The organism is Stenotrophomonas sp. YAU14D1_LEIMI4_1 (genome assembly GCF_003086815.1).
GTDB lineage: Bacteria > Pseudomonadota > Gammaproteobacteria > Xanthomonadales > Xanthomonadaceae > Stenotrophomonas.
This window is the reverse complement of sequence record NZ_CP025997.1, coordinates 2,763,813-2,778,393: the sequence shown is the minus strand read 5'-3', so window position 1 is coordinate 2,778,393 and position 14,581 is coordinate 2,763,813. Positions and strand designations below refer to the sequence as shown.

The 14,581-nt window shown below is 67.3% G+C and carries 10 protein-coding genes and 2 tRNA genes; 2 read left to right on the top strand and 10 right to left on the bottom strand.

Features of this window, described 5'->3' with window-relative positions; translation table 11 throughout:
- Positions 1-209: 209 nt before the first annotated feature.
- The 10 genes from pgaD to C1932_RS12960 form a co-directional block, all read right to left on the bottom strand.
- Positions 210-701 carry a poly-beta-1,6-N-acetyl-D-glucosamine biosynthesis protein PgaD gene (pgaD, locus tag C1932_RS13005; protein WP_108756667.1) on the bottom strand — a complete coding sequence of 164 codons (492 nt, stop codon included), beginning with the start codon at positions 699-701 and terminating at the stop codon, positions 210-212.
- Positions 698-1,951, bottom strand: coding sequence for a poly-beta-1,6-N-acetyl-D-glucosamine synthase (gene pgaC, locus C1932_RS13000; protein ID WP_108750122.1), 1,254 nt, complete (start codon positions 1,949-1,951; stop codon positions 698-700). The genes pgaD and pgaC overlap by 4 nt, the downstream gene beginning before the upstream one ends.
- A 1-nt stretch (position 1,952) precedes the next feature.
- Positions 1,953-3,842 (bottom strand): poly-beta-1,6-N-acetyl-D-glucosamine N-deacetylase PgaB, encoded by a 1,890-nt coding sequence (gene pgaB, locus C1932_RS12995; RefSeq protein ID WP_108763445.1) that lies wholly within the window; start codon positions 3,840-3,842, stop codon positions 1,953-1,955.
- 10 nt (positions 3,843-3,852) lie between these two features.
- Positions 3,853-5,892: a poly-beta-1,6 N-acetyl-D-glucosamine export porin PgaA gene (gene pgaA, locus C1932_RS12990; protein WP_108763446.1), complete on the bottom strand. Its 2,040-nt coding sequence runs from the start codon at positions 5,890-5,892 to the stop codon at positions 3,853-3,855.
- Positions 5,893-6,228: 336 nt separating this feature from the next.
- The gene (locus tag C1932_RS12985; RefSeq protein ID WP_108762456.1) at positions 6,229-7,434 is read right to left on the bottom strand and encodes an MFS transporter; all 1,206 of its coding nucleotides are present in this window, start codon (positions 7,432-7,434) and stop codon (positions 6,229-6,231) included.
- A 199-nt stretch (positions 7,435-7,633) separates the two neighbouring features.
- Positions 7,634-7,710 (bottom strand) — tRNA-Pro (locus C1932_RS12980).
- 139 nt (positions 7,711-7,849) lie between these two features.
- A tRNA-Pro gene (locus C1932_RS12975) sits at positions 7,850-7,926 on the bottom strand.
- A gap of 55 nt (positions 7,927-7,981) precedes the next feature.
- Positions 7,982-8,098 (bottom strand): cytochrome bd-I oxidase subunit CydX, encoded by a 117-nt coding sequence (gene cydX / locus C1932_RS12970; protein ID WP_108750119.1) that lies wholly within the window; start codon positions 8,096-8,098, stop codon positions 7,982-7,984.
- 56 nt (positions 8,099-8,154) lie between these two features.
- The gene (cydB, locus tag C1932_RS12965; protein ID WP_108762455.1) at positions 8,155-9,309 is read right to left on the bottom strand and encodes a cytochrome d ubiquinol oxidase subunit II; all 1,155 of its coding nucleotides are present in this window, start codon (positions 9,307-9,309) and stop codon (positions 8,155-8,157) included.
- Between the two features lie 15 nt (positions 9,310-9,324).
- Positions 9,325-10,914, bottom strand: coding sequence for a cytochrome ubiquinol oxidase subunit I (locus C1932_RS12960; RefSeq protein WP_108762454.1), 1,590 nt, complete (start codon positions 10,912-10,914; stop codon positions 9,325-9,327).
- Positions 10,915-11,141: 227 nt separating this feature from the next.
- Here C1932_RS12960 and cydD point away from each other — a divergent pair, with 227 nt between their 5' ends.
- Positions 11,142-12,887, top strand: coding sequence for a thiol reductant ABC exporter subunit CydD (gene cydD, locus C1932_RS12955; RefSeq protein ID WP_108763444.1), 1,746 nt, complete (start codon positions 11,142-11,144; stop codon positions 12,885-12,887).
- Positions 12,884-14,557 carry a thiol reductant ABC exporter subunit CydC gene (cydC, locus tag C1932_RS12950; protein WP_108762453.1) on the top strand — a complete coding sequence of 558 codons (1,674 nt, stop codon included), beginning with the start codon at positions 12,884-12,886 and terminating at the stop codon, positions 14,555-14,557. Before cydD ends, cydC begins: the two co-directional genes overlap by 4 nt.
- The last annotated feature ends 24 nt before the right edge of the window (positions 14,558-14,581 follow it).

Here is a 14,581-nt window from a genome sequence, read left to right as displayed (position 1 = left end):
CGACCCTGGATTCAATATTCGATTCTCATGGAAGTTCATCCACGCATGGCGTGGATCTACTGTGTCGACCAAGGTCGACACCCACCCACACCGCCCCGCCATCCCGCGGAATGCTGCTGCTGTTGCCGTTGCCGTTGCCGTTGCTTCAGTCGAGCATGGCTCGACTCTACAGAGGTGCAGGGCTGCAAGCCCTGCCAAAAAAACACCCCTTACAAAAGCGGCTGCCGCGTCAGGCCCACCGGGCGTGCGTTGTCATCCATGTGCAGCGTCACCGCCTTGGCATTCACCAGCAGATCGGCCAGTGCATCGCTGGCACCGAGCGAGTGGGCGATCTCCGCCCGGCTCGAATCCACCCGCGGCGCGCGCCGTTCCTTGCCGGCGAAACGGTAGCGGTTGTACTCGGCCCAGGCGATCAGCAGCAGCGCGCAGCACACCAGGATGATCGGCAGCGCGATCATCACGAACGGGTCCAAGTGCTGCTTGTGCTGGTACAACTGCACGAAGGCCATCTGCCCGCCCAGCAGCCACGAGATCAGCGTGACCAGCGGTGCCCACAGGTAGAAGTAGAAGCCCCAGAAGGCCAGGGTGACGAAGCCCCAGGCCGTGCGCTGCAGGCGCGGCTGCTGGCGAGGCTTCTGGATCAACCGCGAATCGAAGCGGTTGGACGGTTTCTTGGTGGTGGTGCCACGCACGGTGCTCATCGGATCCCCCGGTCAGGGCTGACCCAGGTGGCGCGCTTGCCGCGGCGCTTGAACAGCGTTTTCGGCAATGCCACCAGAGTGGTGAACAGGCTGATCAACCAGTACGCCATCGGGTACCAGATGACCCAGAAGTAGTTGCGTCCAATGTGTGTTTCGTAACGACGGTCGATGATCAGGCTGCTGGCGAACTGCAGCAGGCAGACCAGCGCCAGGATCACGCCGTGCCACTGCGGCAGCAGCGTATCGATGTACAGCGGGGCCGGCAGTGGAACGAACTTGCCCAGCGCCCACAGCACCACGATCAGCAACATGGTGTACGCCCAGAACACGCTCAGGATGTACTCCAGCAACACCCCCCACATCCGCCGCTTGCGCCAGCTGAACAGCGAAGTGCCATGCCGCAGCAGCACTTCCACGCCACCCTGGGCCCAGCGCAGGCGCTGCCGCCACAGACCCTTCAGGGTTTCGGGCATCAGGATGAAGCACAGCGCGTTGGGCTCGTAACGGATGTCCCAGTGGTCCAGCTGCAGGCGCCAGCTGATGTCGATGTCCTCGGTCACCATGTCGTCGGCCCAGTAGCCGATGCGGTGCAGGGCGGTGCGGCGGAACGCGGCGATCACCCCGGACACGGTGAAGATGCGCCCGTACACGCGCTGGGCGCGCTTGATCATGCCGATGATCGAAGAGAACTCGGCCACCTGCAGGCGTCCCAGCAGGGTGGAACGGTTGCGGATGCGCGGATTGCCCGTCACCGCGCCCACGCGCGGGCCGCTGGTCAGGTGCCAGACCATCCAGTGCATGGCGAACTCTTCCAGCATCGCATCGCCATCGATGCACACCAGGTATTCCGAACGCGCGGCCAGCGCGCCCATGCGAAGTGCATTGGCCTTGCCCAGGTTGCGGTCCAGGTGCACCACGCGCAGGCGCGGGTGCTGTGCGGCCAGTGCATCCAGGCGCGCGCCGGTGTCATCGCGGCTGCCATCGTTGATGGCGATCACTTCGAAATCCGGGTAGCGCTGGGCCAGCGCCGCGCCGATGGTGTCGTCCAGGTTGTCCGATTCGTTGTGGCAGGGAATCAGCAGCGTGGCGAACGGGTATTCGGCCATCGGTGGCGGATCGTTGCGCGGCCGCGACTTCCGCTCGCGGCGGAAGAAGTAGTACAGGCCACCGGACATCCAGAAGAACGCCATCACCATCGGGTAGAAGAAGGCGAACTGGAACAGGGCATACAGCCAGGGGCTCATGTCCATGTCACTTCTCCGGGTACGGGAAGTTGCGCGCAGACATCGCGGCGCGCGCGTCCACGGTCGACGGCTTGTCGGCAATGAAATCGTCCGGGTACCACGCGAAGTGGCGTACACCCTGTGCCTGCAGGCGGCGCACCTGGGCGCGCAGGCGCTGGCCGCTGATCGGCGTCTGCGTGCGCCAATCCACGGTCTGCAGTTCGAACATGGTGTGCTTCAGGTCCGGGTCGTGCGCGCGCACGGCGGTGACCAGGCGGTCCAGCCACCGCTCGGGGTGGCGGCTGCCTTCCATCCACGGCATGGCCATCAGCGCGGTGCGGTCGTAGGCCTTGTTGAACAGGTCCAGGCGCTGGGCGAACCAGGTGGCGCTCTGCGGTTCCAGCACCGGCTGGGCGTACAGGTTGCGCACCGTGCCCAGCTTCGGCCGCCAGCGCTGCGCGATGTCACGCAGTTCCAGGGTGAAGTCGATCAGTGCCTGGGTACGGCCGCCATCGGCGCCTTCCTGCGGCAGCTGCGCCAGTTCGGTGTCGCGCACATAGGCATCGTCATGGAACAGCAGGCCTTCGAAGTACGAGTTGATGGCCAGGTCTTCGTAGATGTCCTTGATGATCTGCCGCGCCTGCGGCTTGGTGAAGTCCAACCGGTACATGCCATCGTCTTCGGGGCTGGCGATGCCCAGCGCGCTGCGCTGTGCGGCGTCGGGCAGTTCGTAGCCCAGTACCGGCAGCCACGCATACACCTTCACCCCGGCGCGGGTCTTCAGCTGCCAGGCCACGCGGTTGAACAGGTCCGCACGCATCGGCAGGTGGCGGTTGGGGAAGTACAGCGCATCGGCGGTGTTGTTGCCGTCCGGATCGGCGAAGGCCTGCAGGTAGACGTGGGTCGGGCCGACCTTCTTCACCCGCTCGATCAGCGCATCCAGGTTGCGCGCCTGCTGCGCGGGGTTGGCGTCGTACACCGCATCCATGTCGATCTGCAGCGCGCGGGTGCCATCCAGGCTGACATTGCGGCGCAGTTCAAAGGCCAGCGAGGCCGTGTTCGGGTTGTTGGTCACCAGCAGGCGTGCCAGACCGTGCAGGTCGCGGGTCACCGGCGTGCTGCGGCCTTCCAGGTCGAACGACACCGGCATGCCCAGCTGCTCGGCAATATCGTTGCTCAGCTGGTTGTAGGCGGCGTACGGCCAGACGATCGCCTTCGGCGTCACCCCCAGCTCTTTCCTGATCAGCTGCACGCTGCGGCCCAGGTCGGCACGCAGGCGCTGTTCGTACTCCTGCGCGGTTTCGTAGCGCTGCGCCTTGGGGTCGTACACGCGGGTGATCACCGCCGGGGTCTGGTTGCCCTGCGGGTTGGACTGCACGCCGTGGTGCAGGTTGTCGGTGTGGCTGGCCAGTTCGATCAGCCCGCTGGACTGCATCTCGCGCAGCTGTGCCCAGGTCAGGAAATCGTCATGGCCGAACGGGCGGTAGCCATAGTCGATGGTGCGGCCCGGCGCCATGTCCACGTAGTCGGTGATCACCGCCACCAGCGCCGGGTAGTTGTAGGCGCGCAGCAGCGGGTACACGCGCGTATAGACGCTGCGCAGGCCGTCATCGAAGGTCAGCAGCACCGGCCGTGGCGGCAGCGTGGCTTCCCCGCGCGAGGCCTTGATCAGCTGCGACAGCGAGATCGGGTGGTAGCCATGCGCCGACAGCCAGTCCAGGTGTGCGGCGAAGTTCTGCGTGCTGACCGCGTAGGCGTCGGCGTCGGCCTTTTCGCGCACGTCATCGCGGATGTCGTGGTAGCTCAGGATCAGCAGGCCGTTGTCGCTGGCATCCAGCTCGGTGGGCTGCTGGGCGCCGGCCGGCAGTGCCAGGGCCAGCAGGCCCAGCAGCACGGTGGTCATCAGGTAGCGAAGCATCCGTTCCATCTCACTCTCCCCAGTGCAGCGCGGCATCGAAGCCGATATGACGTTCACGTTGGCCGTCGTAGACCGGCCGCGACCAGCTCACCCCGTATTCCAGGATGCGCCCCTGGCTGAACTGCCATTCGTGGCGGTAGGCCACGCTGGGAATCAGTGCGCTGCCATAGCCTTCCTGCCAGTAGTCGCCCAGCGACACCGTCAGGCGGTGGCGGAAGTGGCGTTCATAGTGGCGCCACAGCTGCTGGTCGATGCGCAGGCCGATCTCCACCGAGCGGTCGCGCGAGGGGTTGAAGTACGGTGCGTCGTCCTGGCTGCCACGGCTGGTGTAGACGCTGCCCAAGCCATCGATCAGCAGGCGCGGGCGGGTCAGCAGGCGCTGCTCGATGGCGCTGGTCAGGGTGTCGCGGCGGTTGCCATCGTCGTAGCGGAACTGGCTGCCGCCCAGGCTCCAGTGGGTGCGCTCGTTACGGGTGTAGTCCACGGCCACGGCCACGCTGTCGGCGGTGATGCCCGAGACGCGGGCCTGCATCGAGGCTTCCGGATCGTTGCGCGCGGCGGTGACGCCGGCATGCCACTGGTCGTTGAACTGCCAGCCGAAGCCACCGCGCAGGCCGGTGTCGCCGATGCTGTCGTTGGGACGAAGCACGGCGGCTTCGGCGTCGGCGCGACCAAACCGGTAGCGCACGCCGGCACCCATCCACAGCGGGTTGATCTTCTGGTCCTGGAAGGTGACCGAACGGCGGTCGGCGAAGGCGAACAGGCGCCAGCGGTCGTCCAGGATCGGCGTGGCCACTTCCATGCCGTAATGCAGGTCGTCGTTGCCCAGCGGCGAGGTGCCGCCGCCGCCCGAGCTGCGGCCGCCTTCAACGGTGGCCTGCAGCTGCCAGCCACGGTGTGCGCGCCAGTCGCGGTCCATGCGCAGCACCGAGGGCTGGTTGGGGTAGCGTTCCAGCAGATCGTCGTGCAGCGGCCGCGCCAGATCGTCGCGCTGCAGCTGCACGTAGGCCTCGTGCATGCCCAGCCGCGGCGAGACGTCGCGCGGGTCCAGGGTGTAGGCCATCTGGTGGCGTTCCAGCGAACGCCGCGGCCAGCCGCGCATCTGGTACACGCTGCCCAGTGCAGTCTGCAGGCCGCCGTTGCCCGGGCCCACGTCCACCAGGGCTTCCAGTTCGCGCTGCGCGGTGGGCAGGTCGCCGCTGTAGGCGCGGATCATCGCCAGGTTCACGTCGGCCTCGTAGCGCGCCCAATTGGCGTACGGGCTCTTGCCACCGCCCCAGCGCCAGGCCGGTTCGTCCTTCTGCCACGTCTGCAGGTAGCCGATGGCCTTTTCTGCCTGCTCGGTCTCCAGGTAGGCGTAGGCCAGTTCAGAGCGCGACTGGAAGCGCGACGGATCGTTCTTCACCGCCGCTTCCAGCAGCGGAATGGCTTCGTCGGGGTGCTGGGTGGCCATCATCGAATCGCCCACCGCCGGCAGCACATAGTCGGGCAGGGCATGGCCTTCGGCCTGCAGGGCGCGCGCTTCATCGCGCACCTGTGCGTGCCGTGACAGGCGGTTGAGCAGGATCAGCCGGTCCATGCGGATGCGCAGGGGGGCCTGCGCCAGCGGCGTGCCGTCGCGCTGCACGTACTGCTCCATTTCAGCCAGCGCGTCCTCGGCCTCGTCCAGGCGCGAATCTTCGGTCTGGCCGTAGGCCAGGCTCCAGTTCACCAGCTTGGCCACGTAGTTCGCTTCCAGCCGGGCCTTCTGGTCGGCATCGAACAACTGCGGCCGTGCCTGATACAGGCGCCAGGCGCGGTGCGCATTGCCGATGTCGCCCAGGGTGAGCACCTGCAGCTTGTACAGCAGGTCATCGTTGGGTTCGGCCTGCTGCGCGCGCTCGATGGCGGCCAGCGCATCAACCCAGTGGGCCTGGTCACGGTAATGGCCGATTTCAGCCAGCCGATCGGCACGGGTGGCCTGGGTGGGCGGCGGCGCCGCGTGGGCCCCGGACGCCAGAGCGGCGCAGGCCAGGCCGACGCAGAGCGCCAGCGGTCGGTGAACAACCATGAATTCCCCCTTCAGCATCCATTCTTAGATGATGTGCAAAAAGTGTGACGCACATCACATGCCAACTTTAGCCGACACGCCCCAAGGAGGCCAGAGCCTCGCTGTTCCCTCTACACGCAACCGCCACCGGATACAGGCCATTTCCATCGCGCCGCCCCTTCCGCCAAAGGCTTGGACTGCGAAACATCAGTGCACCGGCCGCCGCAGCGGCACGGAGTGCGGGCGCGGAGGGGCGTGGCGGCCGGTCGGCCTGGACGCGCCCCGCGTCAGCTTTGGACACGCTACGTCAGTTTGCGCCGAAGCAGTGTGTAGACGCGCGGGGGAAGGTGGCCCGGATCACCACAGATCTTCCAGGCGGCGCGGCTTGCACGCCACCCAGGACGCGCACAGCATGACGGTGGCACAACCGAACAGGAAGCCGAACGGCAGGCCCCAGCCGTTGCTGACCGTGTGCAGCCAGCCGACCAGGAACGGCCCCAGGCAGCTGAAGCTGTAACCCACGCCCTGCATGAAGCCGGACAGCGCCGCCGAGCCGGTGGCGGTGCGCGTGCGCAGGTTGATCAGGGTCAGTGCCAGCGGGAAGGTGGACGGGCCCACGCCCAGCAGGGCGGCCCACAGCAGGGGCGCCTTCATCGGCGCCAGCAGCAGGCCGGCAAAGGCGATCACGAACGAGAAGAAGCCGATCAGCACCAGCGGGAACGGGTTCTGCAGGCGCACCGCCAGCGACGGGATGACCAGCGACGGCAGCAGCCCCAGCGCCGAGAACACGGCCACCATCACCCCGCCGAAGGCCGGCGTGGCGCCAGCTTCCACCACGATGCGCGGCAGCCAGGTGAACATCGAATAGGTCATCAGCGAGGTCATGCCGAACATCAGCGACATGCTCCAGCCCAGCGACGTGCGCCAGACCTTGCCGTGCGGCTGCGCGCTGGGATCGTTGGCCGCCCACTGCGCGTGCGGCGCGCGTCGGGCCAGCATCAGCCACGGCAGGGCGGCGGCCAGGGCCAGCAGCGCCCACATGCCCAGCGACACGCGCCAGCCGGCCGCCTGCGCCACCGGCACCGCCAGCAGCGCCGGCAGCATGGTGCCCAGCTGCAGCATGCTGATGTACAGCGTGCTCATGGTACCCACCTTGTTGGCGAAGTAGCGCTTCACCAGCGGCGGTACCACCACGTTGCCGATGCCCATGCCGGCCAGTGCCATCACCGAACCCAGCAGCAGGGTGCCGACGTTGCCGGCGCTGGAGCGCAGCAGCAGGCCGGCCATGGCCAGGGTCATGGCCAGCAGGGTGGTGCGTTCCAGCCCCAGGCGCCGGGCCAGGGCCGGGGTGGCCACGCCGAACAGGGCGAACGAGGCGGTCGGCAGCATGCCCAGCACGCCGGTCATGGTGGTGCCGAAGCCGAAATGCTGGCCCAGCACGTCCAGCAGCGGGGTGATGGAGGTGACAGCGGTGCGCAGGTTCACGGCCGCCAGCAGGATGGCAGCGAAGGCGAGCAGCCGCCCGTGCAGCAGTGAGGGCGAGTCGTGGGAGGCGGTGGTCATGCGGAATCCTTGCAGGTGGCGCACGCGGGAACGTGGGCGTGCAGCGGCGGCACTGGACCGGGCCGGTGCGGCAGGTGGGGGCAGGGGGCCATTGTACGTGGCCGCGGCATTGCGGCCGCCACGCGGGCGGGGCGCGGATTTCAGATACAAAAAAACCCGGAGGACTGTCGTCTTCCAGGCTTCTTGCTGACCAGCGAAGTGGTCGGGGAGACAGGATTCGAACCTGCGACCTCTACGTCCCGAACGTAGCGCTCTACCAGACTGAGCTACACCCCGAAGGGAGCCGCCTATTCTAGCTGTTCACCCCGATGGCGGCAAGGGGTGAAAGCCGTTTCCTTCACACTGCCAGGCAGTGTCACTTCAGGGAACAAAAAAGCCTGGACAACTTCACCAGGCTTCAATGCGACCACAAAAGTGGTCGGGGAGACAGGATTCGAACCTGCGACCTCTACGTCCCGAACGTAGCGCTCTACCAGACTGAGCTACACCCCGAAGGAGCCGCCTAAGATACCGTGTGAAGGCCAAGGCGGCAAGGTTTTTTTACAACTCAGCGACGGTTTTCCTGTTCGAGCCGGTTCTGCTCGCGCGATTCGAACCACATGCCGTTGAGGATGGCTACGGTGGAGGCCAGGCCGGTGCCGAGAATCCAGGCGAAATACCACATGTTCGTTTCTCCTCTTTTCGGGGTAGGTGCCGACCGTGGGTCGGCACACCTTCAAATCAATACGCGTTCGGGTTCTCGTCCATCTCTTCGGTGGTCGTCTTGCCCTTCAGCACGCGGTACACCCAGGTGGTGTAGGCCAGGATGATCGGCAGGAAGATCGCCGTGGCCACCAGCATGATGCCCAGCGTCAGGTGGCTGGACGAGCTGTCCCAGACGGTCAGGCTGGAACCGGGCTGGCTGGAAGACGGCAGCAGGAACGGGAAGATGGCAAAGCCAACGGTGAGGATGATGCCGGCAATCGACGCGCCCGAGGCGATGAACGCCAGGCCGCCACGACGGGCCCGCAGCAGCGCCGCGCTGGCCAGTGCACCCAGCAGGCCCAGCACCGGGAACACGATGGTGAGCGGCATGCTGCTGTAGTTGCGCAGCCAGCCACCGGCGGCCGTGCCGATGGCCGCGGTCTTCAGCAGCGGGTTGGTCGGGCCGTCGGTCACCACCTGCGAGGTGATCTGGTAGCCGGGCAGGCCGAAGGCCACCCAGGCACCGGCTGCGGCGAACAGCACGAAGCTGATGATCGCCGCCACGCTGCCGTAGCGGGCAGCACGATCGGCCACCGGGCCATCGGTCTTGATCACCAGCATGGCGGCGCCGTGCGACACCAGCATGGCCACGCTCACCAGACCTGCCACCAGCGCGAACGGGGTCAGCAGGCCGAAGAACGAGCCGGTGTAGAAGATGCGCATGCTGTCATCGAAGTGGAACGGCACGCCCAGCAGCACGTTGCCCACCGCCACACCGGCGATCAGGCCCGGCAGCAGGCCACCGACGAACAGCACCCGGTCCCAGTTGTCGCGCCAGCGCTTGCTGGGCAGCTTGCTGCGGTACTTGAAGCCGACCGGACGCAGGATCAGCCCGAACAGCATGGCAAACACCGCCAAGTAGAAGCCGGAGAAGCTGACCGCGTACAGCGGCGGCCATGCGGCGAAGATCGCGCCGCCACCCAGCACCAGCCACACCTGGTTGCCTTCCCACACCGGGCCGACGGTGTTGATCACCAGCCGGCGCTCTTCATCGGTCTTGGCCACGAAGGGCAGCAGGGTGCCCACGCCCAGGTCGAAGCCATCCATCACCGCCCAGCCGATCAGCAGGATGCCCAGCAGCAACCACCAGATCACGCGCAGCGTGGTGTAATCCAATCCAAGAAATTCCATGTGCGTTCTCCTGCCTCAGACCTGGCCGGGGGCCGGCATTGCGGCATTGGGGGATGCGGGGCGGATGTCGGCCTGCAGCGTCGGCAGGATCTCGTCCGGGCCCTTGCGGATCGCCTTCAGCATCAGCTTCACCTCGATCACCAGCAGCACCGTGTACAGCGCGGTGAAGATGGCCAGCGTGGTCAGGATTTCATGCAGGGCCAGGCCCGACGCGGCATAGAAGGTGGGCAGCACGCCATCCACCGCCCACGGCTGGCGACCGTATTCGGCCACGAACCAACCGCACTCGATCGCGATCCACGGCACCGGCAGCGACCACACCGCCAGCTTCAGGAACCAGCGCTTGTCCTGGAAGTTGTTGCGGCAGGAGAAGTAGAACGCCAGGGCGAAGAAGGCGATGAGGTAAAAGCCCAGGCCAGCCATCACGCGGAAGGTCCAGAACAACGGCGCCACGCGCGGCACGGTATCCAGCGCGGCCTTGGAGATTTCTTCCGGCGTGGCGTTGAGGATGTCCTCGCGGTAACGCTTCAGCAGCAGGCCGTGGCCCAGGTCCTGCCAGTGGCGGTCGAACATCTCGCGCGCTTCCACATCGTCCTTGTTGGCGCGGATGCGTTCCAGCGCACCGTAGGCCAGCTGGCCGCCGCGGATGCGGTGTTCGGCGCGCTCCACCAGTTCCAGGATGCCCGGGATCGGCTGGTTGGTGGAACGGGTGGCGATCAGGCCCATCAGGTACGGAATCTTGATCGCGTAGTCGTTCTGCTGGGTGGTCTGGTTGGGAATGCCGAAGGCGGTAAAGTCGGCCGGTGCACGCTCGGTTTCCCACATCGCTTCAATGGCGGCCAGCTTCATCTTCTGGTGTTCGCTGGCGGCGTAACCACTTTCGTCACCCAGCACCACTACCGACAGCGACGACAGCAGGCCGAACGCAGCGGCCACCGCGAACGAGCGGCGGGCCATGTCGCGGTGCTTGTTGCGCAGCAGGTACAAAGCGCTGATCGACATCACGAAGATCGCACCGGTCACGTAGCCGGCGCTGACGGTGTGCACGAACTTGGCCTGGGCCACCGGGTTCAGCAGCACGGCGGCGAAATCCACCACTTCCATGCGCATCGTTTCCGGGTTGAACACCGCGCCGGTCGGGTTCTGCATCCAGCCGTTGGCGATCAGGATCCACACCGCCGACAGATTGGTGCCCAGCGCCATCAGCCAGGTCACCGCCAGGTGCTTGACCGGGCTCAGCCGCTTCCAGCCGAAGAAGAACAGGCCGATGAAGGTGGCTTCCAGGAAGAACGCCATCAGGCCTTCGATGGCCAGCGGCGCACCGAAGATATCGCCCACGTAGTGGCTGTAGTACGACCAGTTCATGCCGAACTGGAATTCCATCACCAGGCCAGTGGCCACGCCGATGGCGAAGTTGATGCCGAACAGGGCGCCCCAGAACAGGGTCATCTGCCGCCAGACCTGTTGGCGTGTCATCACGTACACGCTTTCCATGATGGCCACCATGAAGGACAGGCCAAGGGTGAGCGGTACGAATAGGAAGTGGTACATCGCGGTCAAAGCGAATTGCAGCCGCGACAGTTCTACGACTGTCTGATCAATCATGGCCTGGCTACCTCGTTGGATAGTGCCGTTGCAGGTGGCGGGAAGGGTGGTCTACGGGGTGGATGATGTGACCGACTACTTCAAACAGCCTTGATCCAGATCAATGTATGAATGGCTCTACACGGGGATCGTATGCCAAACCGGATGAAGACTGCGACCGCTGGCCGCAGGGGAGGGCCCCTGTGTGTGCCTACAATGCCGGCCATGCCCTGTTGCCCGTGACCCCCTTGAGCGCTGCCGAATCTTCCGTTGTTGCCACCGACCCGCACGCCGAATCGGCCCTGCAGCGTCGTACCCGTACGGCCTGGCTGGCTGATCTGGCACGCGTGGCGCGGGGCCGCCAGCGCCTGGCGGGGCTGTGCCTGGGCCTGTCCGGCGCGTTGCTGATCGGCCAGGCCGCGGCCATCGCCTGGCTGGTGCAGCACGTGCTGGTGCAGCGTGCGCCGCTGTCGTCGGCGCTGCCAGTGCTGGCCGGGCTGGTGGTCATCCTGCTGCTGCGCACCGCACTGGGCGGCGCCAGCCAGGCTGCGGCAGGCGACGTGGCCGACGCCGCGCGTTTGGCCCTGCGTGAGCGCGTGTTCGCACGGCTGCTGGGGCAGGGCCCGCTGTGGCTGCGGCAGCGTCGTACCGGCGAGCTGGGCGAACTGATGCTGCATCACGGCGATGCGATTGAGAACTATTACAGCGGGTTCCTGCCGGTACGCACCGAAGTGGTGGTGGTGCCGCTGCTGATCCTGGCGGCGGTGGCCTGGGTGGACTGGGTGGTGGCGCTGATCCTGCTGTTCACCGCGCCGCTGGTGCCGTTCTTCATGATGCTGGTCGGCTGGGGTGCCGAAGCCGCCGGTCGCGCGCAACTGGGTGAACTGGCGCGCATGAGCGGGCACTTCGCCGATCGCATCAAGGGGCTGGGCCTGCTGCGCCTGTACGGCCGCGGCGATGCTGAACTGGCCGGTGTGGAAGCGGCCGCCGAAGGGGTGCGCGTGCGTACGCTGAAGGTGCTGCGCATCGCCTTCCTGTCGTCCACCGTGCTGGAATTCTTCGCCTCGGTAAGCGTGGCGATGGTGGCGCTCTACCTGGGGCTGAGCTACCTGGGCCTGATGTCGCTGCACGCCACGGTGCCGACATTGGGTGCGGGGCTGTTCTGCCTGCTGCTGGCGCCGGAATTCTACGCGCCGCTGCGGCGGTTGGCGGCCCATTACCACGACCGCGCCAACGCGCTGGCCGCTGCCGCCGAAGTGGAACGTCTGCTGCACGCATTGCCTGAAGAGGCGGCGCTGCCAGAGGAAGGCATGGCCACGCGCGCGCCCGAACCGGCCGAGGCCGCGTTGCCGCCGCTGCAGGCGCAGGGCCTGGTGCTGCGGCCCTTGGGCGCACCGCAGGATGTGCTGAGTGGGCTGGATGTACGCCTGGAACCCGGCCAACGCCTGGCCCTGATTGGCCCCAGTGGTTCGGGCAAGAGCACGCTGCTGGAGGCACTGGCGGGCTGGCTGCCGCCGCGCGAAGGACGCGTGCAGGTGCGCCCCGGCGTGCAGGTGGCCTACGCCAGCCAGCGCCCGTACCTGTTCCATGGGTCGATTGCCGATAACCTGCGCCTGGCCGATCCCGGTGCCAGTGATGCACGGTTGCGCGCGGTGGCCGAAGCGGCCCAGGTGTTGCAGTTCGCCCAGCGCCTGCCGCAGGGCCTGGACACGATGATCGGTGAGCGCGGCTTCGGCCTGTCTGGTGGCGAGGCGCGGCGCATCGGCCTGGCGCGGTTGTTGCTTCGCGATCCGCAGGTGCTGCTGCTGGACGAGCCCACTGCGTTCCTGGATGCCGACACCGAGGCCGCACTGCTGCGCAGCCTGGCCGCCTACGCGCGCGGCCGCGCCGTGGTGGTGGCCACCCACAGCCCGGCGGTGATCGCCTGGGCCGATCGCTGCCTGCTGCTGCCCGAGGGCCGCCTGGTGGACCCGGCGCAGGCGGTGCGCGCATGAGCCGCTCGCCCGATTCGCTGCGCGCGGTCTTCATGCGCCACCGTCCACGGCTGCTGCTGACCGTGCTGCTGTTGTGGATCACGATGCTGGCCGGCACCGCGCTGCTGGGGCTGTCCGGTGGCTTCCTGACCGCCGCGGCGCTGGCCGGTGCCGCAGGGCTGGCACAGGGCTTCAATTTCTTCTCGCCGTCGGCCGGCATCCGCGGGCTGACCATGGCGCGCATCGTCTCGCGCTACTTCGAAAAGCTGATAGGCCACGATGCGACCCTGCGCATCGCGCGCGACCTGCGCGTGTGGTTCTTCCGCCGTGCGCTGCCGCTGGCACCGGCGCGGCTGGGGGCCACCCGTACCGGTGAACTGCTGGCACGCCTGCTGGGTGACATCGGCGAGGTCGATGGACTGCTGGTGCGCGCGCTCGGGCCCCTGTTCGCGCTCGCTGCGCTGTCACTGGTGGCCATCGCATCGGCAGCGCTGATCCTGCCCGCGGCGGCCGTGCTGCTGGCCGTGCTGGCGCTGCTGATCGGCTTCGGCGTGCCGTGGCTGGGCGTGCGCGGGCGCGATGCCGAAGAAGCCGACCGTGCTGCGCATCGCGCCGCGTTGCGCACCGCTGCGTTCGAAGGGCTGGAAGGCGCGGGTGACCTTGCGGCCCTGCATGCGGCTACCGCGTGGCAGTTGAAGGTGCGCGTTGCAGCCAAGCAACTGGCGGCGCGCGATCGGCGCCGGCGCTGGCGCCTGATTGCAGCGTCCACCCTGCACGGCGCGGTGGCCGGGCTGGGCCTGGTCGGCATGTTGGCGCTGGCCCTGCACGCGGCCGAACAGCAGCGTATTGCTGCGGAAATGGCCGCAGGCCTGGTGTTCCTGACCGTGGCGCTGATCGAGCTGTGGGCCGGCATGGGCCTGGCCTGGCAATCGCTGCAGTCTGGCCGCATTGCGGCCGAGCGTCTGCAGGCCATCGTCGAACAACCCGCCGCCGTGGACGAGCCGCAAGCGCCGCAGCCGGTGCCGCAGGCATCGGCGGTGCAGTGGGATGACGTGCATTTCCAGTGGCCGGGCGCGGCGCGGCCGGTGCTGTGCGGGCTGCAGCTGCGCTTGGCCCCGGGTGAACGCATCGCGATCCGTGGTGACAGCGGTTGCGGCAAGACCACCCTGTCCAGCCTGCTGCTGCGCTTGTGGGACCCGCAGCAGGGGCGCTTGAGCTATGGCGGCCAGGACCTGCGCACGTTCGCCCAGGCCGATTGGCACCGGCAACTGGCCTGGCTGCCGCAGAACGCGCCGGTCTTTGCCGGCAGCGTGGCCGACAACCTGCGCCTGGGCGACCCGGATGCCAGCGATGCCACGCTGTGGGCCGTGCTGCGCCGGGTGCGGCTGGGCGAGTGGGCCGAGCGCAACGGCGGCCTGGACGCCTGGGTGGGCGAGAACGGCGCGACGATGTCGGCGGGGCAGGCACGTCGCCTTGCGCTGGCGCGCGCGCTGTTGCGCAATGCGCCCATCCTGGTGCTGGACGAACCTACCGAAGGGCTGGACGTGGATACCGCGCACGCGTTGCTGCGCGACCTGCCGGCGCTGCTGGACGGCCGCAGCCTGCTGGTGATCACCCACGACGACCTGCCGGACGGCGTGGTGGATGCGCAGTACCGCCTGCGAGATGGCGTAGTGGTGCGCGAAACCTAATCGCGGTGGTCGCGCCGGGCCATG